This is a genomic window from Roseibium denhamense, assembly GCF_009711415.1.
Classification (GTDB): domain Bacteria; phylum Pseudomonadota; class Alphaproteobacteria; order Rhizobiales; family Stappiaceae; genus Roseibium; species Roseibium denhamense.
In genome coordinates this window covers 68,797-91,513 of sequence record NZ_SMLZ01000104.1, presented here as the reverse complement: position 1 = coordinate 91,513, position 22,717 = coordinate 68,797, and the positions used below count along the sequence as shown (strand labels likewise).

Sequence of the window (22,717 nt, the reverse complement as noted above, 5' to 3'; positions counted from 1 at the left end):
TCCTGTGAAGCGCTGTCACTCGATGCAGGGCAAGAGCACCGGTTCTAAGGATCGCGATCACGACGACATAGGAAAACACCATGGCCGACAATGTTAACGCGCAAATTACAGATGCGGTGACGCAGACCAATGTGAAGGTGGTCGCCGAGGCCCCCGCGCAAGCCATTGCGAGCTTGTATCAGGTCAGCAGCCATGCGTCCGGCCTGTCTATTCAGAACGCGGTTCACAGCCAGCAAGCCATGAACCAAATCACAACGGCGGTTGTATCCAAGGCGTGTCAGCTGATTATGGATATTGGCGAGTAGCCTATGTGAGATCGGCGTCCGGCCCGGAGAGTTCAGATCATGTTCGGTGCATTGAAAGATTGGTTGGGCGGCTCGGCTGGCACAACGCCGCCGATTGCAGATGCCGGGGAACCAGTCCCGGGTTTGTCCCGCAATGGCGCGGGCCACTTGGCACCAGCACCGGGATCTTCGTCCGGAGCGGATGGTGGCCAACTCAGGAGCAGTAAAAACATGGCAGGAGATCAGCACTCGGGTGCCCCGGCCGATGGGCATAACAAGCCGGACGGTAAGCCTGGTCCCGGCGGTGGAGACGGCGGTAGCAAGAACGGTAAACCATCAGGACCAAATCCGGCGGGTGGAAGTCCGGCAGGAGGGGGCGGCGCAGCGCCGTCAACATCGGCCCTGAATCAGCAGGTGGTGCAAGCGGCCGCGTTCTCGAATTATGAGAATGCGGATTACGCTCCGACAATGGTTGCAACGCCGCCGGAAATCATGGTGGGTCAGACAACCGGGCTCGCGGTACAAGATGCTGCCAACTACATGAACGCGATCATGCAGATCGCGGTGGCGGCGCAAGCCGTTGCCATCAAGAAAGCGGCCGAAGATCCGGCGATGGCGGCGGCGGAAATTCCCCTGCTGACCGACATTCAGAACATGGTGACCCAGGCGGTCCAGGTTTATGGCACTGTCAGCTCAACGGCCGGCACATCCGCCAAAACTGTCATTTCCGATTTGAAACCGAGTTGAGCATTGCGATGACCCAAGATCCAATCATTTTTCCCGCCCGGACGATTAGCAAGCCATTCATAGCGTACTGTCCAAGCCTCGCCGGACAGAAAGGTTCCGGCAATGGACAGGACAATGACAATCCGGATGATGGTCAGGAGGAGCGTGGCGCAGATCAGCCCCCCAAAGGGCGCACATTTCCCAAGCCGCTTCTGGATGCCTTTGAAGAGCTGCCGAAGGACAAGCAGGACGAGATCGTCGATCTCCTGGACCGGATGATCGGGAGGAAATCATGAGGGAACGTCTGGAGTATGCCTGCCGGGAGCTTGATGAGCTCTTGATGCAGTGTTTGTTGACGTGGTCCGATGCGGCCGACCGCCACCGGGAAACACCTCAATATTTGCACGCGCACGCGCAATATATGAGCGTGTCGTCCCATCTGTTGCGCGCAAGAGCGGCTTTAACCAGCGCATCGCAAACGCTCGTCAGTGGCACAGTGACAACGAATACCGTCTCCGAGGACACGTCCTTGACGCCTTCGGCTGCAGGTCCCGCGCCCATGCCAGTTCAGGTCCATGTGACCTGTCACTGTGTGCCCGGCAATGGATCTGGGCATTGCCGGAACTGTTCAGACATAACGAGTGGCCGGCCGGGCCGGCCGGAGCGGTCTGACAGGTCCTGCGGACGCGGGACGGGACGGGATTGGAACCGCACCGTTTTCGGGGAAGGGGCGGCCCCTGCAAGTTCTGACGGATTGTGCCCTCCGCAAGACGGCGGGCGGGGCAGGACCGGGACCGGCGGTTCCTCCCGCTTTCCGGCGGAGGCTTCAGACATCATCGATGAAGTTGTCACGGAAACGGACGTGGTCGAGGACGATGAGGTCGTCGATCTGCAGACCGGGAAAACTGACAAACGGCGTATTGAAACACATCAAAAGACGGACAGTGTCCAAAAGGAGGCTAGAAGTGGCCCGAAATCCAAAGCCCGCCGGTCAAAAAGCCGGGACTGAAGCGCAAGGCGGCGAAGACCCGGAGGAGGTTTCCTTGTCGTCAAAGGCCACTCAGGAAAGCAGCGGGGCAAAAGCCGCAGGCACCGCCACAAAAGATGAGACGGCACGTGGTCGTGCGGACCAGCGGTCAGGGCGGGTAGCCCCAGACACGGCTGCCGTCTTCAAGCATCTTTTGGAGAGTTACCTTGAGACCTCGCGGCTGCAGGGAGACTATCAAAACCTGTACCGGTCCTTGCCGGCCGTTGTAGGGATCGCGGCTGAGGTGTTGAAGAAGAAGGAAGATGGCGACGCTGCGCTTAACGAGGGGATGCAAGCTGTTGAGCGGGTTCTTAAGAATGCGCGCGACAAGGCCGAACAACTGTCCAAGGCCATGCTGGCCCAGCAGGCGGCGCTCGATCAGATCCTGCAGAACAAGACATCCCTGACAGAGCTTTTGAAGGCTGGCGGACAGGCCGTTGAAAATCAAAAGCCCGCGAAGAGCCTGGCCACCGATATCGCTGCCCTGTCCGATCCCAAGGTGGCTTATCAGCTCAACACGCTGATGGGGACAATCAACGCGATGATTTCGCGTGAAATTGCGCGCCAGCTATCCGGATATAATGGTGCAACGGCCACCGCTCAGAAAGGTCCGCAAACCGCATCCGCAGCGCCGCCGAACACGTCCCCCAAGACGTGAGCATTTAGCACAGACCGTGTTTTGCGGCACCGTTTGCCCTCATAGGAAGCACACGGTTCATACAAGAACCTGGTGCGCGCCTTTTTCCAAGCCAGATGCATGAGTTCTCGACCTCTGTGCAGCGTTCTCTCCCAGGAAGAAGCTTTCGGGTGCTGCGGGGGCAGCGGGCGGTTTGGCCGCTGCCGGGCGTTGCTGTGCGCCTGGCGCTTCACCATAAGCTGCCAAATGCCCGAAAAAAACAAATAAAATAGAGGCTTAGCCGTTCACAACTTGGCTCTCCCAACGTCATACCAAGTGCCAAAACCGGATAATGGCTCCGGCTCAGCTCAAGGAGTAGCAAGAATGGCAGATCCCGTAACGGTGAACCCAATGGTCACGGACGCCGTGACCCAATCGAACGTCAAGGTGGTCGGCGAATCACCGGCCATGGCCATCAGTACCCTGTATCAGTCGATGGCCCATTCAACCGGTATTCTGTTTGAGAATGCGGTGGCCGCACAACAGCAGCAGAACATCCTGGCCCAGGCGGCTGTGAACCAGGGCGTCATGCAGATTTACAGCATGGACACAATGGCCGGAGCAGGGGCCACCGAAAAGGTGGGGCAAACCGGCGTTGCCGACAATCTGACCGGCTTGATGACCGTGCTGCAGGCGTTCAGCGGCGGCCGGTAACAAAACCCGGATCCCCCGATCCCAACTGGCTCTGTTCCAATATCCTGGAACGGAGCCACTCTTGCTGGTTTTATCAATATAGAAAAAACAACCATTGATTGGTACTGTTCCTGCGGGCCATGCGCGTCTTAGTCCTGTAAGTGGATGCCCGCAAAGGTGCCATCTGCGTGATGCCCAAAACTGCCGAAACACCTAAGCGTGCCGGCCCGTCCGGCGCGATGCAGGAGGGACCATGCCAGCACCATCTCCGAAAAACACACCCGACACGGCTTCTGAGGCCCTTGACCAGTTGGAGCAGGATCTTGAAGGCCTGGACAAGGCGGCCGCTGCGGCCAACTTGAACGATCTTGTCTTGGGAATGTCACCGGCCCTGGCGGCAACCAGCCTTTACCTATCCAATGCGCATTCGCTCAGCGTCTTATATGAGAATGCGGTGGCAACGCAGCAGCAACAGACCCAGCTTGCCCAAGCCTCGCTGAAGGCCGGTTTGAAACAGCTGCATGCGCTGGCCTCGCAAGGGGCTCAAGCGGCGGATGCAAGGATGGATCCAGACCAGAGCATCATTGACCTTCTCAAAGCCGTCAAAGAAATGGGCGCACCGGGACGTTAGTGCGGCCTGCTTGATTTCTCTGGGGCGGAATGCGTTTTCTAGGTTGGAAGGTCCGAGAAACTGCGGACTTTTCAGACAGGGGCGGTTGGCTGTATAGAGGGCGCTAAATGGCTGGACGAGAGCTGTCCGGCGCCTTCTAAGAAAAAGAACACGTCCCATGAAGAACGACTTTCTCGTCGCTGCCCTCTATCTGTTTACACCGCTCGATGATTTCGAGGCAATGCGTGACCCCTTGAAGGCGTTTTGCGAAGACAAGGATGTGCGCGGCAGTCTTCTTCTCGCGCAAGAGGGGATCAACGGAACGATTTGCGGGCCGGAGGCAGGCGTTCGCGCCGTTTTGGCGCATCTGAAGTCCGACCCCAGGCTGTCAGGCTTGCAGCACAAGGAATCCTGGACCCACCGGCATGTCTTCAAACGCATGAAGGTAAGACTGAAGCAGGAGATCGTGCGGCTTGCAGTCGACGGGATCGATCCGAATGAGATTGTCGGCGAATACGTCAAGCCGGAGGATTGGAACCAGCTGATTTCCAATCCGGATGTCGTGGTGATCGATACTCGGAACGACTACGAGTTTGCGTTCGGCACGTTCGAAAACGCGCGCAATCCGGAAACCCAGTCCTTCAGGGAGTTTCCGGATTGGGTGCATGACCAGCAAGACCTTCAAAAGAAACCGAAGGTCGCCATGTTCTGCACGGGCGGTATCCGCTGCGAGAAGGCAACGGCCTGGATGCTGAAAAACGGATTTGACGAGGTCTATCACCTGGAAGGCGGTATCCTGAATTACCTTGAAAAGGTGCCGGAAGATCAGAGCCTTTGGAAAGGTGAATGCTTCGTGTTTGACGACAGGGTCTCGGTCGATCACAAGCTTGAGCCGCGTTGGGGGGAGTGGATCCCCGAAGAAGCCCGGCACATCATCAATGAAGACCTTGACTATGATCAGGGACCGCGTGAGCGGACGGATGACGGCATGCCTGTAAAGGCCGTTTCTTAACAAAGGTTAACGAATTCGCTTTTGCCGAACGGGCAATTTCCCTAGAGTTACCATCGCAGGCCTTTTGCGGCCGGACTTGGGGGAATGTTCATGCGTCACAAGCTTTTCAGCGCTGTAACAGCGCTCACAATATCCGTTTTGTTTGCAGCATCTGCGGCCGAGGCCGGTGGAAAGGCATTGTCCTGCTACCAGCAGGCCGTGGTTCCAGCCGTTTACAAAACCGTTCAGGAACGCGTTCTGGTAAAGGCGGCAAGCAGCCATACGGTCCAAAAACCTGCTGTCTACGGCTACCAGAAGCGCCGCGTGCTGGTTCAGCCGGAACGCGTGACGTATCGAACGTCTCCGGCTGTCTACCAGACCCGTCACCGCCAGGTTCAGGTGCAGCCAGCCAGCATCGGCTGGGAGTACCGGATAGTCAAGGGCCGCAAAACCTTGTGTAAGGTCCAACATCCGGCTGTTTACCGCACAGTGGCCGAGAAGGTTATGGTGCAGCGGGCCTCAAAAGTGGCCGTCCGGCATCCCGCCGTTTATGGCCATGTGAAGGAAAAAGTGCTGATCCAGCCGGCGCAAAACTACGTGGTTCAGCAGCCAGCGGTCTACAAAACGGTGACGCGCCAGGTTCTTGTTCAACCGGCCCGCACCGTGTGGCAACCGGTCAAGGTGCGCGGCTGCCGGCACTAACGCATCAGGCGCTTTGAAACTGACACGCTGGTCTGGAAGCTAGTGCTGCTAGCAGCCACAAAATTGCATTTTGCGAGTCAAATCAGTTGAATAAGGAGTTCCTTAAGTAGGAATTCGGGAATTTCTTTTCTGTCGGCTGCATTTTCCCTAGGGTCATCTGATGGTGTTTAGTCACGAGGCAAGGTGATCGGTATGCGGTACATGAACAGCGTCAAGATAATCGCATTTGCGTTTGCGTTCATTGGCTCGAGCCCGGCTTTGGCGGCCGGTATGACGCAAGCTTGCTATGAGAAAGCCCATCAGCCTGCCGTTTACAAAACCATCAAACGGACCGTCATGACGCACAGGGCCCATACGCACTGGGAATACCGGACAATAGGCGGGCGTGAAGTCTTGTGTAAGGTGCACCGCCCGGCCGTCTATGAGACCGTGCTGCAGAATGTTATGGTGCAGCCTGCCAAAACCGTCCTGCGCCCCATAAGCGCCCGTGACTGCAATCAGACGGCCCGGATCACCAGCAATTTTTAGCCGCGTCGGGGCAGCGGTCAACTTTACCTCGCCCGATGCAACAAAGACGTCTTAGCCGGTCTTGAAACGATATGTTTCAAGGCCTTTTTGCCCGTGGCCTTCAACCAGGAACAGACCTCCAGACATGCAATCCGCATCGGTCGATGTTGGGTCGCTTTCTTGCCGGATGCTGGTGACAACCAGTTGATCCAGCTCCGGGCCGCAGAAACACGGCATAGTCGGCTTCTGAACTGGCATCTTGATTGCGTGGAGCAATTCACCATTGGCTGAAAAGCAGTTCAAGACCCCGGCTGAGACACCCGCACTCCAGTAGTTCCCTTCCACATCGACGGTTGCCCCGTCCGGGCGCCCGGTATTGTTGGTCTGCTGGGCGTAGAGCATCTTGGACCCGAGCGTTCCCGTTGCTGGATCGAAGGAATAGCATTCGATCCAGCCGGGCGACGTGTCGGAGTGATACATGTAGGTGCCGTCGGGCGTCCAGGCGAGACCGTTGGAGCATTGCAATTCGTCGCGGATCTCTTCAACGTCGCTGCTTCCGTTCACCCGGTAAAGACCGGCAATTGGATCGCGGGGCGACTTTGTATCCATCGTTCCCACCCAGAACGCGCCGTCCGGCCCGACCTTGCCGTCATTCAACCGGGTTGTCGGTTTGTCTGTCTCGATTTCCGCCAGCACTTCGCTGTCCCCGGTGGCCGGATCAAACAGCAGGATCTTGTCCCAGACACTGACAATGAGGCGGTCGTCATCAGTCAGCCCGAAGGAACCAACTTCGTTGTCGAACTGCCAGCTTGTTATGTCTTTTGATGCCCAGTCCATGGACTGGATTGTCCGGCCCTGGATATCGGCCCAAAGGAGCCGGTTATGTCTGTCGTCCCAGGTCGGGCATTCGGCGAGTTGGTAGGTCGTATCGAGAAAACGGGTAACTGTGTGAGCCACTGGGGCGGGTTCCTTGGAAACCTATGAACGAAAAGGAGCCAGACTATAGCGGGCAAGTCTGCGAGCGTCGACCACGGTTTTGCCACGGTTGCATCAGGTTTGCGAAATGACGATCGTCTCGGGAAGCGGGATGGCTGTGCGCCGGACAATCGGCCGGATGGCAAAAGACGATTTCATGCGCAAAACACCGGGCAGGCGGGTGAGGTGGTCCCGGTGAATACGCTCGAAATCAAGCGGGTCTTCCGCGATTATCCGCAGGATGTAATCGGCGTCACCGGCCATCAGGAAACACTCCATGATCTCCTCGGACCGGGCCACGGCCCGCTCAAAGGCCTCCAGAGTCTCGCGGGACTGTCCGGTCAGGGAGATCTCGACGAACACATCCATGCGCCGGCCGAGTTTCTTCTGGTCCAGCAGCGCCACGTAGTTTTCAATTACACCGGCTTCTTCCAGCGTCCGCATCCGGCGCAAACAGGCTGAGGCAGACAGACCGACTTTTTCGGCAAGATCCGCATTTGCGATCCGTCCATCCTTTTGCAGGACGTCCAGGATTTTTCTGTCGAGGCGGTCGAGTTTCATTTTGTTGCACTGCATATAATTCGATGAATTAAAAACTACGTAGCAGATTGTCTCTTTAAATGACATCTGCACGCATGAAAATTGCAAATATTCCATCCTAGTGCCATTCGAACGCAACCTCCTGCGGCGCAAGCGGGCGTATAATCAAACCAATCAAAACGCTTCCAGAGGAGATTGGTGTCATGCGTGTTGGTGTGCCGAAGGAAATCAAGAACCACGAGTACCGGGTGGGCCTGACACCGGACAGTGTCCACGAAATGGTTGCCCATGGACATGAAGTTGCAATCGAGACCAATGCCGGGGTTGGCATTGGCGCCGCCGATGCCGAATATCAGGCCGCAGGCGCCAAGGTCCTTGCGACCGCAAAGGATGTTTTTGACTGGGCGGAGATGATCGTGAAGGTTAAGGAGCCGCAGGCTGTCGAGCGCGCCATGCTGCGCCCGGACCATATCCTGTTCACATATCTGCACTTGGCACCCGATGCAGACCAGACTGCTGACCTTGTGAAATCGGGCGCGACATGTATCGCCTATGAGACCGTTGTCGATGCAAAGGGCGGATTGCCGCTCCTTGTTCCAATGTCTCAGGTGGCCGGACGTCTGTCAGTCATCGCCGGTGCCAAGTCCTTGGAAAAGGCCAATGGCGGTTCGGGCGTTCTTGTGGGCGGCGTTCCGGGCGTGGCCCCGGCCAAGGTGGTCGTGATCGGTGGCGGTGTCGTCGGCTCCCATGCCATTGAAATGGCTCTTGGACTTGGTGCGGACGTAACCGTTCTGGACCGGAACAATCAGGTTCTGGCCGGTCTGTCCCAGACCTTCGGGCCCGCCTTGAAAACGGTCTACTCGACAAAGTCCGCGCTCGCGAAGCTGGTTCTCGAAGCCGACATGGTCATCGGAGCGGTCCTGGTGGCCGGAGCCGCTGCGCCGAAACTAGTGTCTGCTGATCTCGTCAAGCGCATGAAGCCGGGCTCGGTGCTGGTCGATGTGGCCATTGATCAGGGCGGTTGCTTCGAAACGTCAAAAGCAACAACCCATTCCGATCCGACCTACATCATCGATGAGGTGGTGCATTACTGCGTTGCAAATATGCCAGGTGCCGTGCCGCGCACGTCCACCTATGCGCTCAACAATGCAACGTTGCCGTTCGCGTTGGCGCTGGCCGGCAAGGGAGCGGAAAAGGCGTTGCTGGACAATGCACATTTCCTGCCGGGACTGAACGTCTACAAAGGTCAGGTGACCTGTGAAGCGGTTGCCGCGAACCTTGGCTACACCTATGTCGATCCGGCCGCCGCGCTGACCCGCAAGGAAGAGAGCCAGGCCGCATAATCCTGCGGTAGGCCCAGATGGTTCTTCAATAAAAAATGCCGGGCGCAATAAGCCCGGCATTTTGTATTTCTAGATCACAGTGTCAGGGACAGCGGACTTTGTAGGGCGTTCCGTCCTGATCGCGCGCAATGCAGTTCCGCGGGGTGGTCACCACACCGACAATACCGCCGCCAACCGCGCCAAGAGCCGCGCCTGCCAATGCAGCACCGGCCGTGGATCCGGCAACCGCGCCGATTGTGGCGCCGGTTGCAGCGCCCAGTCCGCCGCCAATCAACATGCGGTCCCGCTGGCTGTCAGTGTTCACGCACCCTGCGAGAAAGACCGCGAGCGCCGTCACCGCGATGGCTGATTTCATAAGACCGTTCCTTGGCAAAGAATCCTCCGCCAAGGGTGATCCGCTATGGTTAACAGTTCCTTAGCGGATCAAAGGTTTTCCCGGGAAAGACCTTACGGGCAGACGACCCGGTAGGGGTTGCCATATTGGTCATAAGCAACGCAGTTCTTGGGCGCTGTCGCTGCCCCGACGATCGCGCCGCCTGCCGCACCGATGGCCGCACCAGCTAGCGCCGGACCGGCGCCATTGCCTGCCGCCGCGCCGATGATGGCACCGGTTGCCGCACCAAGGCCGCCGCCCACGAGGGCACGGTCACGCTGGCTATCGGATTGGCAACCTGCGAGGAGAGCAGCTGCCGCTGCCACAAAAAGCAGTTTCTTCATGGTGTTTCTTCCCGAAATCAGCCCACCAGTCTTTTTGGGTCAGCCCGCTTATGGGCAAGCGACCCGGTAGGGATTGCCGTTCTGGTCATAGGCAACGCAGTTCTTTGGCGTCGTCGCGCCTCCCACGATAGCACCACCGGCCGCGCCAATAACACCGCCGACAAGAGCGCCGCCGACATCGCCCGTTGCTGCCGCGCCAATTGCTGCGCCTGTTGCTGCACCGAGACCGCCGCCGACAAGCGCACGATCGCGGGAACTGTCGGATTGGCAACCAGCCAAAGCAAAACCGACGGCTGCGAGCAAGACAAGCTTCTTCATTCCAAAATCTCCTCTAGGGCTGAGTGTTTAAGCCCAATATGATCCGACGTCCCGAAAACGCGCAACGTCTGGCTGTTATTCAGTCGAGCCGAATCGTAAGCTGCTTCGCGTACTGGAGCAATGACTGTTTTAATTAACAATACACTCGCGTAACGTATCGATAACCTTTTACAACAGCATGACCTGATAATGGTCGTTAGGCAAAAATAAGGCGGCAGCCACCCTGATAGCCGCTGCCCACATCACGTTTTCAATTCATGCCGCAAGGCTTCGTTGACGGGCGGTTGCCCTCAGCCGCGCAAGGCAGAGAGCAGCCCCCTTGTCGAGGCGTCTTTGGACGCAGGATCGGTCTCGCCCTTGACCATCGGCAACAGCGCAGTGGCCAGTTCCTTGCCAAGTTCGACCCCCCACTGGTCGAAGGAGTTGATGCCCCAGATAATGCCTTCCACGAATACCCTGTGTTCGTAAAGTGCGATCAGCCTGCCAAGCGCAAACGGGGTCAGCTGCTCATGAACGAGTGTGATGGACGGGCGGTCGCCCGGAAACACTTTGTGCGGGGCGAGCCGCTCTACTTCATCTTCGGCCATGCCTGCTGCTTCGAGGAGAGATGAGGCTTCCTCCAGGGTCCGGCCGAGCATCAATGCCTCGGATTGGGCCAGACAGTTCGCCACCAGCAGATCATGGTGGTGTTTCAAGTCGTCTTCATGGCCTTTGGCCGCGATCAGGAATTCGCACGGGATCACGGATGTTCCCTGGTGAAGAAGCTGATAAAACGCGTGCTGGCCGTTTGTGCCGGGCTCGCCCCAGACCAGCGGGCCGGTTTCGTGATCGACCGCGCTGCCGTCTTGCTTGACCCGTTTTCCGTTGGATTCCATGTCCAGTTGCTGCAGATAAGCGGGCAGGCGGGCTAGGCGCTGATCATAGGGAAGTACCGCCCGCGCAGTGTACCCGAGAACATCGCGGTGCCAGACGCCAATCAGGGCCATGATCACGGGCAGGTTTTCTTCAAGCGGGGCTTCCTGGAAATGGAGGTCCATTTCGTAAGCGCCGTCCAGGAAATCGATGAACGCATCCGGGCCGATCGCGATCATGAGCGGCAGCCCGATGGCTGACCAAACGGAATACCGTCCGCCGACCCAATCCCAGAAACCGAAAACCCGGCTTTCTTCGATCCCGAAGGCAGCGACCTTGTCCAGAGCCGTCGAGATGGCGGCAAAATGGTCTCCGACAGCATCCTCTCCCAGTGTATCGGCGATCCACTTACGCGCTGTTTGCGCGTTCGTCATCGTCTCGATGGTCGTGAAGGTCTTGGAGGCGACAAGGAAAAGCGTCGTCTCCGGATCCAGCTTTTCAAGCGTGTCTGCAATGTGGGCGCCGTCGACGTTGGACACATAATGCAGTTCCGGGCCGTCGTGATAGGGGGCCAGAGCGAGGGTGGTCATAACCGGGCCGAGATCGGACCCGCCGATGCCGATATTGACAACATCGGTAAACGGGGCGCCGCTTGAGGACGTCAGCTCGCCGGAGCGGATCGCCTCGGCAAAGTCGGCCATGGCATCCAGCACGGCTCTAATGTCCGGCATGACGTCCTTTCCGTCGACCATGACGGGGGTGTCCGACCTGTTCCGCAAGGCGGTGTGCATCACGGCGCGGTTTTCTGTGGTGTTGATCTTTTCACCGGCAAACATGGCATCCCGTTTGCCCTTGATGTCCGCTGTCCGGGCCAGCTCCAGGAGCAGCTCGAGGCCGGTGGCATCAAGTTTTGTTTTTGAAAAATCGAGAAGAAGATCGCTGCAATTGGCGGAGAATTTCTGGAACCTGTCCGGGTCTTCTGCAAACAATTGGCGCAGCGAACTGGTCGATAGTTGGCTGGCATGTTGCGAGAGCGCGGAAAAGATCGCTTCGAGCGCCATGAAGCATCTCCTTAAATCGATTAAATCCAAAGAATTCCGCCGTGCGGAAAGCCATGCTTCCTTACCACAGCCGATTTGCCGGGGGGAAGGAAAAACCCGTATTAAAATATCGGCAAGGGATTTACCCTACCGTTAGGAAAATTCTTTCCGGAGTAAAACATGCACGGCTTTACCCACCTGCAGGATCAGCCCGATGCCGAAGAAGAAGTGCTCGTCGTTGACTTCGACAATATGGCTGCCGTCCACGGTACGGTTTCGAATGTGAGTGAATGGGGATGCCGTGTCACATCCGTGGATGTGAAGGAGCTTTACAAGAACATCGGCATCTTGCCGAAGGACGCCGCCAAGCTCGTGCGGGCAAGTGTCACGTCCGTGAAAGGAAACGACGCGGCGGTCGTCTTCGCCAAAAACGAAAAGTCTGTTGCCAACAAACGCCGGGAGAAGCGGAATACGGTCAACATTCCGGTCAAGATTACCGATCTTGAGGGGATTACCGAAATTACCGGGACGATTATTGATGCCGGCAATAATGGGTGCCGGGTCTCCGCGAAGGGATTGGCCGCCTTTCCGGAGGAGGTGATCTTGACCATGAAGAAATTCGACAGGCCGGTCATCGCCGAGTTTGCCTGGCGCAATGAAACCTCGGCCGGGCTCCGCCTTTTGTGGAACCGGACGCTTGAGGAAAGTGAAAAGTCCGACGATGACGAAGCGGCGGCCGACGAGGCATTTGCTGCCGCCGAACAGGGTGCTGGAGCCGACTAAACCCAAAATCGGCCAGGCAGCTCACTCCGCCGGCCTCTGCCATTCTGATTGATCGCTCGGTGGTCCAATATGACCGGGAGAGGCTTTCGGAGCCGCCCGTATTGGGGCCGGTTTATGACGTCAACGCGGCGGCCGCTTTCGCGCGGGTCTCGATCCCGCTCCAATCTTCGGCAGCAATCGCCTTTGCGTCCGCGATCCATGAGCCACCCACGCATAGGACATTCGGCAGTTTCAGATAGTCCGGCGCTTTTTCGAGGCTGACACCACCGGTCGGGCAAAACTTGGCCCCTGCCAGCGGCGACGACAGGGACTTGAGATAGGCGGCCCCACCTGCCTGCTCGGCCGGGAAAAACTTGAGCCGTTCATAGCCGCGCTCCAGCAGGAACATGACTTCCGACGCGGTCGCTGCGCCGGGCAGCAAGGGGACATCGTGGCTCGCGGCAGCATCGAGCAGGGTGTCTGTTGCGCCCGGTGAGACGATGAACTTGGACCCGGCCTTAACCGCAGCCTCGTACTGGCTTGCGTTCAACACGGTTCCAGCGCCGACGATTGCACCCTCAACATTGTCCGCCACCGCCTTGATTGCTTCCAGCGCCCTGGCCGTCCGCAGGGTGATCTCGATGGACGGCAGGCCGCCGCGCACAAGGGCCTCCGCCATCGGGACCGCCTTTTTGGGATCTTCCACAATCAGGACCGGAATGACCGGCGCTGCCGTCATGACTTTTTCGAGTTTGGCGATGTCCTGTGCCATTCTGTTTCCTGTTCGTGCTTTTTGGGCAGGGACCTTACGCTCCAAATACGTGGGCGCCGGTATCCGGTGTGCCGACATTGGCGCGGAAGGCTGCAAAGAGATCGCGGCCGACACCTACCTGATGTGCGCTGAGGTCGGCCTCTGCCACCGGGCGCGCGTTAAACTCGGCCTCATCCACCAGAACGGTCAACTCACCCGATACCGCATCAATCCGGATCATGTCGCCATCGCGGATTTTCGCGATCGGACCACCATTGGCTGCTTCTGGGGTGACGTGAATTGCGGCCGGGACCTTGCCGGATGCGCCGGACATGCGGCCGTCGGTAATGAGCGCCACCTGATGGCCACGGTCCTGGAGAATGCCGAGGGAGGGCGTTAGCTTGTGGAGTTCTGGCATCCCGCACGCCTTCGGCCCCTGGAACCGGACCACGGCTGCAACATCGCCGTTCAGTTCCTTGTTCTTGAAGGCGGTCAAAAAGTCTTCCTGATCGTGGAACACGCGCGCCGGTGCCTCGATGACGTGGCGTTCCTTCGCGACCGCCGAAATCTTGATTACGGCCTTGCCGATGTTGCCGGTCAGCATTTTCAAGCCGCCCGTCGGCTGAAACGCCTTTGTTAGAGGCGCCAGAACCGTCTCATCGCCTGACTGTTCAGAGACGGGGTCGCGGACCACATTGCCCGCTTCATCAAGCCGTGCTTCCACGGTGTAGCCGGACAGGTCGCTTCCGTAGACGGTCTTCACGTCCTGGTGCAGATACCCATCGCCCAGAAGCTCGCGGATCAGGAATGCGAGACCGCCAGCCGCCTGGAAGTGGTTCACATCGGCCTTGCCATTGGGATAGACACGGGCGAGAAGCGGAACAACGTCGGACAGGTCGGAGATATCGTCCCAGGTCAGTTTGATGCCAGCAGTTGCAGCGATGGCCACAAGATGCATCGTGTGATTGGTGGAGCCGCCGGTCGCGTGCAATCCGACAACGCCGTTCACGATAGCCTTTTCGTCAATGATTTCGCCCGCCGGAGTGAATTCGTTCCCAAGCGCGGAAATGGCCAAGGCGCGTTTTGCAGCTTCCCGGGTCAGTGCTTCGCGGAGCGGTGTGCCCGGATTGACAAAGGACGCGCCGGGCATGTGAAGGCCCATGATTTCCATCAGCATCTGGTTGGAGTTCGCTGTGCCGTAAAAGGTGCAAGTGCCTGGCGAGTGGTAGGCCCTGGACTCCGATTCCAAAAGAGCGTCGCGGCCCACTTTTCCTTCCGCATAAAGCTGGCGGACCTTTGCTTTTTCGTCATTGGAAATGCCGGTTGTCATTGGACCGGCTGGGACGAAAACGGCTGGAAGGTGCCCGAAGGACAGGGCTGCAATGGCCAGGCCCGGCACGATCTTGTCGCAAATCCCAAGAAAAACAGCCGCATCGAACATCTGGTGTGATAGGCCGACAGCTGCCGCCATGGCAATCACATCGCGGGAGAACAGAGACAATTCCATGCCGTCCTGGCCCTGGGTGACCCCATCACACATGGCCGGAACACCGCCGGCAACCTGGGCGACGGCACCAATCTCGCGGGCGGCTTGCCGAATGAGCCCAGGATAGGTCTCGTAAGGCTGGTGCGCCGACAGCATATCGTTATACGCGGTAATAATGCCAAGGTTGGGCACAACGTCGCCCGAAAGCGCTTGTTTGTCCGATAGGCCGCAGGCGGCAAAGCCGTGCGCCAGGTTTCCGCACGAAAGTCTTGAGCGCTGAGGTCCCTGATCGGCCGCTTTGCCGATGCGGTCCAGATAGATTGAGCGGCTGTCGTGACTACGCTTCGCGATGCGTTCGGTCACCTCACCGATGCGATCTTGAATGCTCATGGCTGTCTCCCTCTCAAAGCCTGCCGGCACAAGCCGGTCCCAGCTCCAAACCAGATAGGGCAGTTTTGCCCGATCTGTTATCTAGATCAGCGGGCGGTAAATCGGGATCGATTTGCCGCCCGAAGCTGATCGACTGTGTAGTGGTCGGGCATGTCTGGGCGTTTCATACAAAACGCCCAAAGATGTTCTAATCGATTTAAATCGCGTGCGGCTCCTATATCTGCAGGGCCGGGCACCGTTCTTAGTCGCTGTCTTCTTCGGCCCAGGTTCTTCCGTCGCGCTCAACAAGCGCGATGGCGGCCGATGGTCCCCAAGTGCCTGCGGTATAGCCTTTCGGTGTTTCCTTGGAGTTTGCCCAGGCCGCCTGGATCGGGTCAATCCAGGCCCAGGCCGCATCGACTTCGTCGCGGCGCATGAACAGGGTCTGATTGCCCCGGATGACATCCATGATCAGCCGCTCATAGGCGTCCGGGTTGCGCACCTTGAAGGCTTCGGCAAAGCTCATGTCGAGAGGCACCTGGCGCAGGCGCATCCCGCCCGGGCCCGGATCCTTAATCATGACCTGCATTTGAACGCCTTCGTCCGGCTGCAAACGGATGATCAGTCGGTTCGCGGTGATCCGCCCGGCTTCTACATCGAAGATCGAATGCGGGATCGGCCGGAATTGAACAACGATCTCGGAAACACGTCTTGCCAGACGTTTGCCGGTGCGCAGGTAGAAGGGCACGCCCGCCCAACGCCAGTTTGCGATTTCCGCTTTCAGCGCGACGAAAGTCTCCGTACGGCTTTGATCATTGCCGAGTTCTTCAAGATAGCCTGGAACAGCGCCGCCTGCAGAGGCTCCGGCACGGTATTGGCCACGGACCGTCAGCTTGTCCGAATTCTGCTCGTTAATGGGAGCGAGCGCTTTGAGAACCTTCAGCTTTTCGTCGCGGACACTGTCGGCGTTCATGGATTCCGGCGGCTCCATCGCGACAAGGCAAAGCAGTTGCAGGATGTGGTTCTGAACCATGTCCCGCAAGGCGCCGGCGGTATCGTAATATCCGGCCCGGCCCCCGGTTCCCAGGGATTCGGCAACGGTAATCTGCACATGGTCGATATGCGCGGCATTCCAGAGCGGTTCGAAAAGCGCGTTTGCAAAGCGCAATGCCATCAGGTTCTGAACCGTTTCCTTGCCGAGATAGTGATCGATCCTGAAAATCTGATCCTCATGGAAAACGGCGCCAACCGTATCGTTCAGGGCTTTGGCAGAGGCACCGTCTTTCCCGATGGGCTTTTCCATGACAACGCGGGCGTGGTCGTTGACGACACCGATCCGGCCGAGATTTTCGCAGATCGTGCCAAAGAGATCCGGTCCAACGGCAAGATAGAAAGCCCGGATAACGTCCGGTTGCTCGTCCAATACCTCTTTCAGGCCTTCAAACCCGTCACCGGTGGCAATGTCGATCTTCACATACCGGATGCGGTCAAGAAACTGCTGGAGATGGACGTCGTCCAAATCCTTGACGTGTTCCTGAAGGGCGGATTTGGCAAATGCCCGGTAATCGTCATCAGAATAGTCCCGGCGGGCACTGCAGATGATCCGGCCGCTGCCGGGCATCTGGCCGTCTGCATCGCGGTGGTAAAGTGCCGGCAGGAGTTTCCGCTGCGCCAGATCGCCCGACGCGCCAAACACAACCAGGTCAAACTCGTCTACTTCAATGACGCGTACCGCCATGAACACATTCCTTCTTGATGCGCAATGCCCAATCCGCCGCAGCGGCATCCGCTCTGGCAAGGGTTTTAAATCGATTTAATTCCATTGTCAGCCCCCCTATTTGAGAGAGGCGATTTCTTTTTCCAGTTCCGCCCGGCGCGGTAGATCCGCCCCCCGGCGCGAGCAGGTAACCGCAGCCGCTTGCGCGCACAATTGGAGAAGCCGGGTCAGCGGTCCCTCGTCGAGTGCGGCAAGCGCGGGCCTGTTCGTGATCCCAAGTGTTTTAAGTCCTGCCAGAAGCGCTGCCTGAAAGGTGTCTCCGGCACCAACGGTATCTTCGACCTTCACCTTGATGCCGGGGATGCTGACTTCAATCCCCATGGTGAAGGCAGATGCGCCTTCCGCACCTTTGGTAACAACGACCAGTTTCGCGCCTTTCGCCAGCCAGGTCCGTGCAACATTTTCGACCGGTTCGCCAGGTGCGATAAGGTCTAGATCCTCGTCGCTGACCTTGATGACGTCGCATAGTGGAACCAGGCTCTCCGTGTTCCGGCGCCATGTTTTCATGTCGCTCACGACGGTTGGCCGTATGTTCGGATCAAAGGCAATCAGGCACGATGTCCGCTCCCGCTCTATCAGCGCACGGTAAGCTTGGGACACCGGCTCTACCAGCGCGGTGTATGATCCGATGTGGATGAATTCTGGAGGTGTTCCGGCAAAGTCGGGCAGATCATCGGAGGTCACCATCCGGTCCGCAGCATTGTCCCCGTAAAATGTGTAGGCCGGGACGCCATCTTCGTTTTTCTGGACGATGCTGAGGGTCGTCAGATAGTCAATGCGTAGGATGTGTTGACCGGAAACACCCTCATCGGCCAATTTGGCCACCAGTTTCTCCCCGAGAACGTCCCTCGAAATCCCGCCGAAAAAGGCTGCGTCTTCCTCGAGCCGGGCAAGCCCGAGCGCGACATTGTAAGGAGATCCGCCAATACGCGCATCGAAAGACAAAGACGTTGCAGACGTGTCCTCTCCGAAAAGATCGAACAGGGCTTCACCGCAGACCAAAAACATAAACTCAATCCAATTCTTAAAAGCCGTTCGTGCCTCGATTGCCAGATTTGCGCTAGAGCATTGGGCGATTTGTGAGACATGCCCAAAGGTGCTCGTTCAGGCCACAATCGATCAGCGGGCGGTATGTCGTCGCCGATTTATCGCCCGCTGGTCTAAGCAATGCAAGGCGGTCACTCACACACCCAGTGCTCACAATCCGCGGTGATCAGTTAGGTCGTGATCGCTAACGGCCCGACACTGAGTTTTCAAAATAGCGACTGCCCATTATGCCGCTTTCGCTTCCGGCGGGTCCATGGCCCCGGTCATGATTGCAACGGCATCCGACATGGATAAGTCGTCCGGTTTGATCACACAGGCGCGCCGGCCGAGCCGGTGAATGTGGATCCGGTCGGCCACCTCAAACACATGTGGCATGTTGTGGCTGATCAGAACGATGGGCAGGCCGCGCGCCCTCACGTCCTTGATTAGATCCAGCACCCTGCGGCTTTCCTTGACTCCGAGCGCTGCAGTCGGTTCATCCATGATGACAACCTTGGACCCGAATGCGGCTGCACGGGCAACGGCAACGCCCTGACGCTGGCCGCCCGACAGTGTCTCGACCGCCTGGTTGATGTTCTGAATCGTCAAAAGGCCGAGCTCGTTGAGTTTGCCGCGCGCGATCTCCTCCATTTTCTTGTGGTCGAGCTGCCGGAGCCATTTGCCCCGGAAACCCGGTTTGCGGAGTTCGCGGCCCATGAACATGTTGTCCGTGATGGACAGGGCCGGGGACATGGCAAGTGTCTGATAGACGGTTTCAATGCCCGCTTCCCGTGCGTCGATCGGAGACGAGAAATGCACTGTCTTTCCGTCGAGGCGTATTTCGCCCTCATCCGGCTGGACCGCGCCGCTCAGGGCCTTGATCAAGGTTGACTTCCCGGCGCCATTGTCGCCGATTACGGCTAGGATTTCGCCCGGATAGAGTTCGAAATCGGCATGGTCCATCGCCACGACACGCCCGTAGCGTTTGACTAGATTGCGTGCTTGCAAGACAGGTTCCATCAGACAGATACCTTTCTGATCCATTGGTCGACCGCGACCGCAGCAATGATGAGAAGGCCAATGAGCAGGTAGGTCCATTGGGCGTCCGCGCCCAGGAGCCGCAAGCCAAGCGTAAACACGCCGACGATCAATGCCCCGAACAGGGTGCCAAGGATTGATCCCCGTCCGCCGAACAGTGAGATCCCGCCAATCACCACAGCCGTGATGGATTCAATATTCGCAAGCTGGCCAGTTGTCGGCGACACAGACCCGATCCGCCCGATCATGGCCCAGCCGGCAAAGGCGCAGATAAGGCCAGAGAGCATGTAGACTGAAATCTGCACTTTCTTGACCTGAACGCCGGATAGCTGCGCCGCTTCAGGGTCATCTCCAATGGCATAGACATGCCGGCCCCACGCGGTTTGACGGAGCACATATGCCAGAACAAGGACCAGCAGCACCATGAAGATCACCCCATAGGTGAAGATTGCTCCGCCGATCTCGACCTTATTGCCGAAGAACTGGAGGAGAGGGGCCTGCTCTGAGATGTCCTGGGACCGGATGGTTTCATTCGCGGAATAGAGAAAATTGGTTGCCAGAACGATCTGCCACATGCCGAGCGTCACAATGAACGGTGGTAGTTTGACGACGGCGACCAGAAAGCCGTTGATGTAGCCGCAAATCGTTCCGCAGATAAGGCCGGCTGCAACGGCGACCTCCACCGGAAGCCCGTAGCGGAACGTGAATTGGCCCATGACCACAGAGGACAGGACCATGATCGCCCCGACTGAGAGGTCGATCCCGGCGGTGAGGATCACAATGCTCTGGGCTGCTGCCACGATGCCGACGATCTGAACCTGTTGGAGGATCAGCGTCATGGCGAAGGGGGAAAAGAATTTCGAGCCCAGGAGGATCCCGAAGACCCCAACGGAGATAAGCAGCACGATCAGCGGCACGAGAGACGGCGTCTGGTGCAATGTGTGCTGAACTTTCTGGCCGAAACTTTGTTTGTGCTCGTCAAACTCGGCAACAGTCTGGGGACTTGATGCAGCCGCGGATTCAAACTCCGCTGGCCCCCTGGCTGTCTTCGTTTCTGAGGTCATGCCCGAATCCCTCTTGTGTGTTGCGGTGGAAGGGCGCTGTTGCCAGCGCCCTTCCGGCAGTTCCAATCGTGGAGCGGCTTAGCCCCAGCAGAGATTAGTACCTTCGGCTGTATCGATGGAGTCAACACCGTCAACCGGCTTATCGGTGACCAGCGCAACGCCGGTGTCGAAGAAGTCCTTGCCGGGGGTCGGTTCAGGCTTGTTGCCGTTGTCGGCCCATTCCTTGATGGCCTCAATTCCAAGAGACGCCATCAAGAGCGGATATTGCTGGGACGTGGCGCCAATTACGCCGTCCTTGACGTTTTGAACGCCCGGGCACCCGCCATCGACGGATACGATGAGCACGTCATTTTCCCGGCCGATTGCCTTCAGCGCCTCGTAGGCGCCAGCTGCGGCCGGTTCGTTGATTGTGTAGACGACGTTGATCATCGGATCTTGCGCAAGGAGGTTTTCCATGGCGCGGCGGCCGCCTTCCTCATTGCCCTGGGTGACGTCGTTGCCGACGATCCGCGGATCAGTCTCATCGCCCCACTTGTTCGGGTCGCCAAGGTCAATGCCGAAGCCTTGCAGGAAGCCCTGGTCGCGCAGAACGCCAACGGTCGGCTGGCTGATGGCCAGGTCAAGCATGGCGATCTTGGCGTTCGCAGCTTCGTCTCCAAGCGAGCCTGCGGCCCATTTGCCAATCAGCTCTCCAGCAAGGAAGTTGTCTGTTGCAAAGGTCGCATCGGCAGAGTCAATCGGGTTCAGCGGCGTGTCGAGTGCGATCACCAGAAGGCCGTTGTCGCGGGCCTGTTGAACAGCCGGGACAATGGACGATGTGTCGGACGCAGTCAGCAGGATGCCCTTCGCGCCGTCGGCGATGCAGGTCTCGATGGCTGCGACCTGGGTTTCGTGGTCACCATCGACCTTGCCGGCAAAGGACTTCAGCTCGATGCCGAGTTCTTCTGCCTTGGCTGTTGCGCCTTCTTTCATCTTCACGAAGAAGGGGTTGGTGTCGGTCTTGGTGATCAGGCAAGCCGAAATGTCGGCAGCCATAGCCGGTGTCGCTGCCATTGCAGCAAGAACGGAACCGGTCGCGAGTAGTTTGCGGATCATTTACGTTTCTCCTCCCTGGCCTGTCATTCAGGTACGGCTGGGTGCGGCCAGATGCGACCCCCACCGTGCTGCCCGTGCGGGAAAACCGGTGCGCTCCTCAACGCTTCCGGCACCTGCGGGTCCTTCGTGCTTGCCGCCGGTCAATATCGTGGCCCGCGGCGAGAAATTAAAAAATTGCGGCAAACTGGCCGCACCAACGGCTCCGGCATCATGACCGAACGAGCCCACCAGTATGTCAGGCGACAACCGGCTTTCCGGTGCAGCCTCCGTCACCGCGGATGCCAGCGCCTTGCCGAAACGCTCGTTGAAAGCGGATCCGAGATCGCTGTCGATCAGCACAAGCGGCATATCCAGCACCGCGAAAGCGGAGCGCAAGGCAACAGCCAAGGCATCGACACAGTCTGCGAGCCACTCCAGAGCCAGTGGATCGTCGCACTCAAACGCGGACTGAAGATCCTTGCGGCTCATATTAGGAAAGTTGAGGGGATCAAGGTGCCGGGCAAGCGCAACGAGGCTCGCACGCGCCAGCAGCAGGTCCCAGGCCTGACGGGGAGGATTGGCGGTCGACAGTTTGCCCGGCGGCACCGGGACCATTGCCACATCGCCCGCGTTGCCGGACGAACCGCGCACCACGTCACCGTTCAGGATTAACCCGCCCCCTATGGCAGGGCCGAGAAACAAGTAAAGGAAATTGTCGTTTTGCCGCCCGACCCCGTAAAAAAGCTCAGCAACGGCGGCCGCCGTCCCGTCATTTTCGCTGAAGACAGGTAACCCGGTCTCGTCCTGCAGCGCATGGGTCAGATCAAAGTCGTCCCACTTCTTGAAATCAGCCTCAGGAAGACCGAGCTCGTGCAGCCAGGCGCCAAGATTGAAAGGTTGCGCCAGTCCAATGCCTGTTATTCTCGCCCTGTCGGTATCATCAAGAGTCGCACCAAGCGCCTCAAGATCCTCAAGCAGGATAGATAAGGCTTCGGCGGGGGCCGGAAGGATCCTGTCGTGTATCCGCCGGTCCAGGATGGTCCCGGAAAAGTCCATCAAGACGGTTTCGAGACTGGTCCGGTCGACCCGGACACCAAAGGAAAAAGCTCCCTTCGGCGCGAGGCTGAGCATCGTCGCCGGCTGGCCTCTGCTGCCATCATGGCGCTTGCCGACTTCAGTAATGAAACCATCTTCATGCAAATCATGTATGATCGCGCCAATAGCGGCATTGGTAAGCTGGACGGCTCTTGCAAGTTCGGCTTTTGAAGCGGTGCCGGCGCGGCGCAAAATCTGCAGCACGATGCGTTCATTGTAACGCCTCAGCTGCGCGGAGTTTGACCCCCGTCCTGACTTACGCTGTTCCTCCACGACCAGCTATCCTCCCGTTTTTCCGGCTCGCTGCACCGGAATAATTTATTATGATGAAATT

At 58.3% G+C, this 22,717-nt stretch carries 26 protein-coding genes; 12 read left to right on the top strand and 14 right to left on the bottom strand.

Translation table 11 applies throughout. The features are described from left to right. The first annotated feature begins 80 nt into the window (after positions 1 to 80). The 10 genes from E1180_RS09135 to E1180_RS09090 all read left to right on the top strand — a co-directional run bounded on the left by E1180_RS09135 (position 81) and on the right by E1180_RS09090 (position 6,177). Entirely contained in the window at positions 81 to 305 is a 225-nt protein-coding gene (locus E1180_RS09135; RefSeq protein ID WP_155190869.1) for a RebB family R body protein, read from the top strand. Between the two features lie 210 nt (positions 306 to 515). After that, a complete protein-coding gene (locus tag E1180_RS09130; protein ID WP_155190868.1) occupies positions 516 to 1,031 on the top strand; it encodes a hypothetical protein in 516 nt (171 codons plus the stop codon). Positions 1,032 to 1,039: 8 nt separating this feature from the next. Further along, a complete protein-coding gene (locus E1180_RS09125) occupies positions 1,040 to 1,306 on the top strand; it encodes a hypothetical protein (RefSeq protein ID WP_155190867.1) in 267 nt (88 codons plus the stop codon). Continuing rightward, on the top strand, positions 1,303 to 2,019 hold the full coding sequence (locus tag E1180_RS09120; RefSeq protein WP_155190866.1) for a hypothetical protein: 717 nt from the start codon (positions 1,303 to 1,305) through the stop codon (positions 2,017 to 2,019). Before E1180_RS09125 ends, E1180_RS09120 begins: the two co-directional genes overlap by 4 nt. Next, positions 1,976 to 2,695 (top strand): hypothetical protein, encoded by a 720-nt coding sequence (locus tag E1180_RS09115; protein ID WP_155190865.1) that lies wholly within the window; start codon positions 1,976 to 1,978, stop codon positions 2,693 to 2,695. The genes E1180_RS09120 and E1180_RS09115 overlap by 44 nt, the downstream gene beginning before the upstream one ends. Before the next feature lie 342 nt (positions 2,696 to 3,037). Then, a complete protein-coding gene (locus E1180_RS09110; RefSeq protein ID WP_133946398.1) occupies positions 3,038 to 3,367 on the top strand; it encodes a RebB family R body protein in 330 nt (109 codons plus the stop codon). 232 nt (positions 3,368 to 3,599) lie between these two features. Continuing rightward, the gene (locus tag E1180_RS09105; RefSeq protein WP_155190864.1) at positions 3,600 to 3,977 is read left to right on the top strand and encodes a RebB family R body protein; all 378 of its coding nucleotides are present in this window, start codon (positions 3,600 to 3,602) and stop codon (positions 3,975 to 3,977) included. 157 nt (positions 3,978 to 4,134) lie between these two features. Further along, complete coding sequence (gene trhO / locus E1180_RS09100; RefSeq protein ID WP_155190863.1) at positions 4,135 to 4,968, top strand: oxygen-dependent tRNA uridine(34) hydroxylase TrhO; 834 nt, start codon at positions 4,135 to 4,137, stop codon at positions 4,966 to 4,968. A gap of 90 nt (positions 4,969 to 5,058) precedes the next feature. Continuing rightward, positions 5,059 to 5,649, top strand: a complete 591-nt coding sequence (locus E1180_RS09095; RefSeq protein WP_155190862.1) for a hypothetical protein — start codon at positions 5,059 to 5,061, stop codon at positions 5,647 to 5,649. A 192-nt stretch (positions 5,650 to 5,841) separates the two neighbouring features. Beyond that, positions 5,842 to 6,177 carry a hypothetical protein gene (locus E1180_RS09090; RefSeq protein ID WP_208997030.1) on the top strand — a complete coding sequence of 112 codons (336 nt, stop codon included), beginning with the start codon at positions 5,842 to 5,844 and terminating at the stop codon, positions 6,175 to 6,177. Positions 6,178 to 6,228: 51 nt separating this feature from the next. On the opposite strand, the gene E1180_RS09085 is transcribed toward E1180_RS09090, so the two are convergent. Together E1180_RS09085 and E1180_RS09080 are read right to left on the bottom strand one after the other, a co-directional pair. After that, positions 6,229 to 7,113 (bottom strand): SMP-30/gluconolactonase/LRE family protein, encoded by an 885-nt coding sequence (locus E1180_RS09085; protein ID WP_208997029.1) that lies wholly within the window; start codon positions 7,111 to 7,113, stop codon positions 6,229 to 6,231. A gap of 93 nt (positions 7,114 to 7,206) precedes the next feature. Next, entirely contained in the window at positions 7,207 to 7,692 is a 486-nt protein-coding gene (locus tag E1180_RS09080) for an Lrp/AsnC family transcriptional regulator (protein ID WP_155190861.1), read from the bottom strand. Positions 7,693 to 7,874: 182 nt separating this feature from the next. Between E1180_RS09080 and ald the strand changes: the two genes are divergently transcribed. After that, positions 7,875 to 9,014, top strand: coding sequence for an alanine dehydrogenase (ald, locus tag E1180_RS09075; RefSeq protein WP_155190860.1), 1,140 nt, complete (start codon positions 7,875 to 7,877; stop codon positions 9,012 to 9,014). A gap of 82 nt (positions 9,015 to 9,096) precedes the next feature. On the opposite strand, the gene E1180_RS09070 is transcribed toward ald, so the two are convergent. The 4 genes from E1180_RS09070 to pgi form a co-directional block, all read right to left on the bottom strand. Further along, complete coding sequence (locus E1180_RS09070) at positions 9,097 to 9,369, bottom strand: hypothetical protein (protein ID WP_155190859.1); 273 nt, start codon at positions 9,367 to 9,369, stop codon at positions 9,097 to 9,099. 92 nt (positions 9,370 to 9,461) lie between these two features. Beyond that, on the bottom strand, positions 9,462 to 9,731 hold the full coding sequence (locus E1180_RS09065; RefSeq protein ID WP_155190858.1) for a lipoprotein: 270 nt from the start codon (positions 9,729 to 9,731) through the stop codon (positions 9,462 to 9,464). 48 nt (positions 9,732 to 9,779) lie between these two features. Further along, entirely contained in the window at positions 9,780 to 10,049 is a 270-nt protein-coding gene (locus E1180_RS09060) for a glycine zipper domain-containing protein (protein WP_155190857.1), read from the bottom strand. Between the two features lie 290 nt (positions 10,050 to 10,339). Then, the gene (gene pgi / locus E1180_RS09055; protein WP_155190856.1) at positions 10,340 to 11,962 is read right to left on the bottom strand and encodes a glucose-6-phosphate isomerase; all 1,623 of its coding nucleotides are present in this window, start codon (positions 11,960 to 11,962) and stop codon (positions 10,340 to 10,342) included. A gap of 159 nt (positions 11,963 to 12,121) precedes the next feature. Between pgi and E1180_RS09050 the strand changes: the two genes are divergently transcribed. Further along, positions 12,122 to 12,724, top strand: coding sequence for a PilZ domain-containing protein (locus E1180_RS09050; protein ID WP_155190855.1), 603 nt, complete (start codon positions 12,122 to 12,124; stop codon positions 12,722 to 12,724). Positions 12,725 to 12,836: 112 nt separating this feature from the next. Here E1180_RS09050 and E1180_RS09045 read toward each other — a convergent pair whose 3' ends face one another. From E1180_RS09045 to E1180_RS09010, 8 genes are all read right to left on the bottom strand, one after another. Beyond that, positions 12,837 to 13,475 (bottom strand): 2-dehydro-3-deoxy-phosphogluconate aldolase, encoded by a 639-nt coding sequence (locus tag E1180_RS09045; RefSeq protein ID WP_155190854.1) that lies wholly within the window; start codon positions 13,473 to 13,475, stop codon positions 12,837 to 12,839. A gap of 34 nt (positions 13,476 to 13,509) precedes the next feature. Then, positions 13,510 to 15,330, bottom strand: a complete 1,821-nt coding sequence (edd, locus tag E1180_RS09040) for a phosphogluconate dehydratase (protein ID WP_155190853.1) — start codon at positions 15,328 to 15,330, stop codon at positions 13,510 to 13,512. Between the two features lie 241 nt (positions 15,331 to 15,571). Continuing rightward, positions 15,572 to 17,047 carry a glucose-6-phosphate dehydrogenase gene (zwf, locus tag E1180_RS09035; protein ID WP_155190852.1) on the bottom strand — a complete coding sequence of 492 codons (1,476 nt, stop codon included), beginning with the start codon at positions 17,045 to 17,047 and terminating at the stop codon, positions 15,572 to 15,574. A gap of 96 nt (positions 17,048 to 17,143) precedes the next feature. Further along, complete coding sequence (locus E1180_RS09030) at positions 17,144 to 18,094, bottom strand: carbohydrate kinase family protein (protein ID WP_155190851.1); 951 nt, start codon at positions 18,092 to 18,094, stop codon at positions 17,144 to 17,146. Positions 18,095 to 18,358: 264 nt separating this feature from the next. Then, a complete protein-coding gene (locus E1180_RS09025) occupies positions 18,359 to 19,156 on the bottom strand; it encodes an ATP-binding cassette domain-containing protein (protein ID WP_196220568.1) in 798 nt (265 codons plus the stop codon). Next, positions 19,132 to 20,214, bottom strand: a complete 1,083-nt coding sequence (locus tag E1180_RS09020) for an ABC transporter permease (protein WP_155190849.1) — start codon at positions 20,212 to 20,214, stop codon at positions 19,132 to 19,134. The genes E1180_RS09025 and E1180_RS09020 overlap by 25 nt, the downstream gene beginning before the upstream one ends. Positions 20,215 to 20,292: 78 nt before the next feature. Then, positions 20,293 to 21,309 (bottom strand): sugar ABC transporter substrate-binding protein, encoded by a 1,017-nt coding sequence (locus tag E1180_RS09015; protein WP_155190848.1) that lies wholly within the window; start codon positions 21,307 to 21,309, stop codon positions 20,293 to 20,295. 27 nt (positions 21,310 to 21,336) lie between these two features. After that, on the bottom strand, positions 21,337 to 22,656 hold the full coding sequence (locus E1180_RS09010) for an ROK family transcriptional regulator (protein ID WP_283404367.1): 1,320 nt from the start codon (positions 22,654 to 22,656) through the stop codon (positions 21,337 to 21,339). Positions 22,657 to 22,717: the final 61 nt, after the last annotated feature.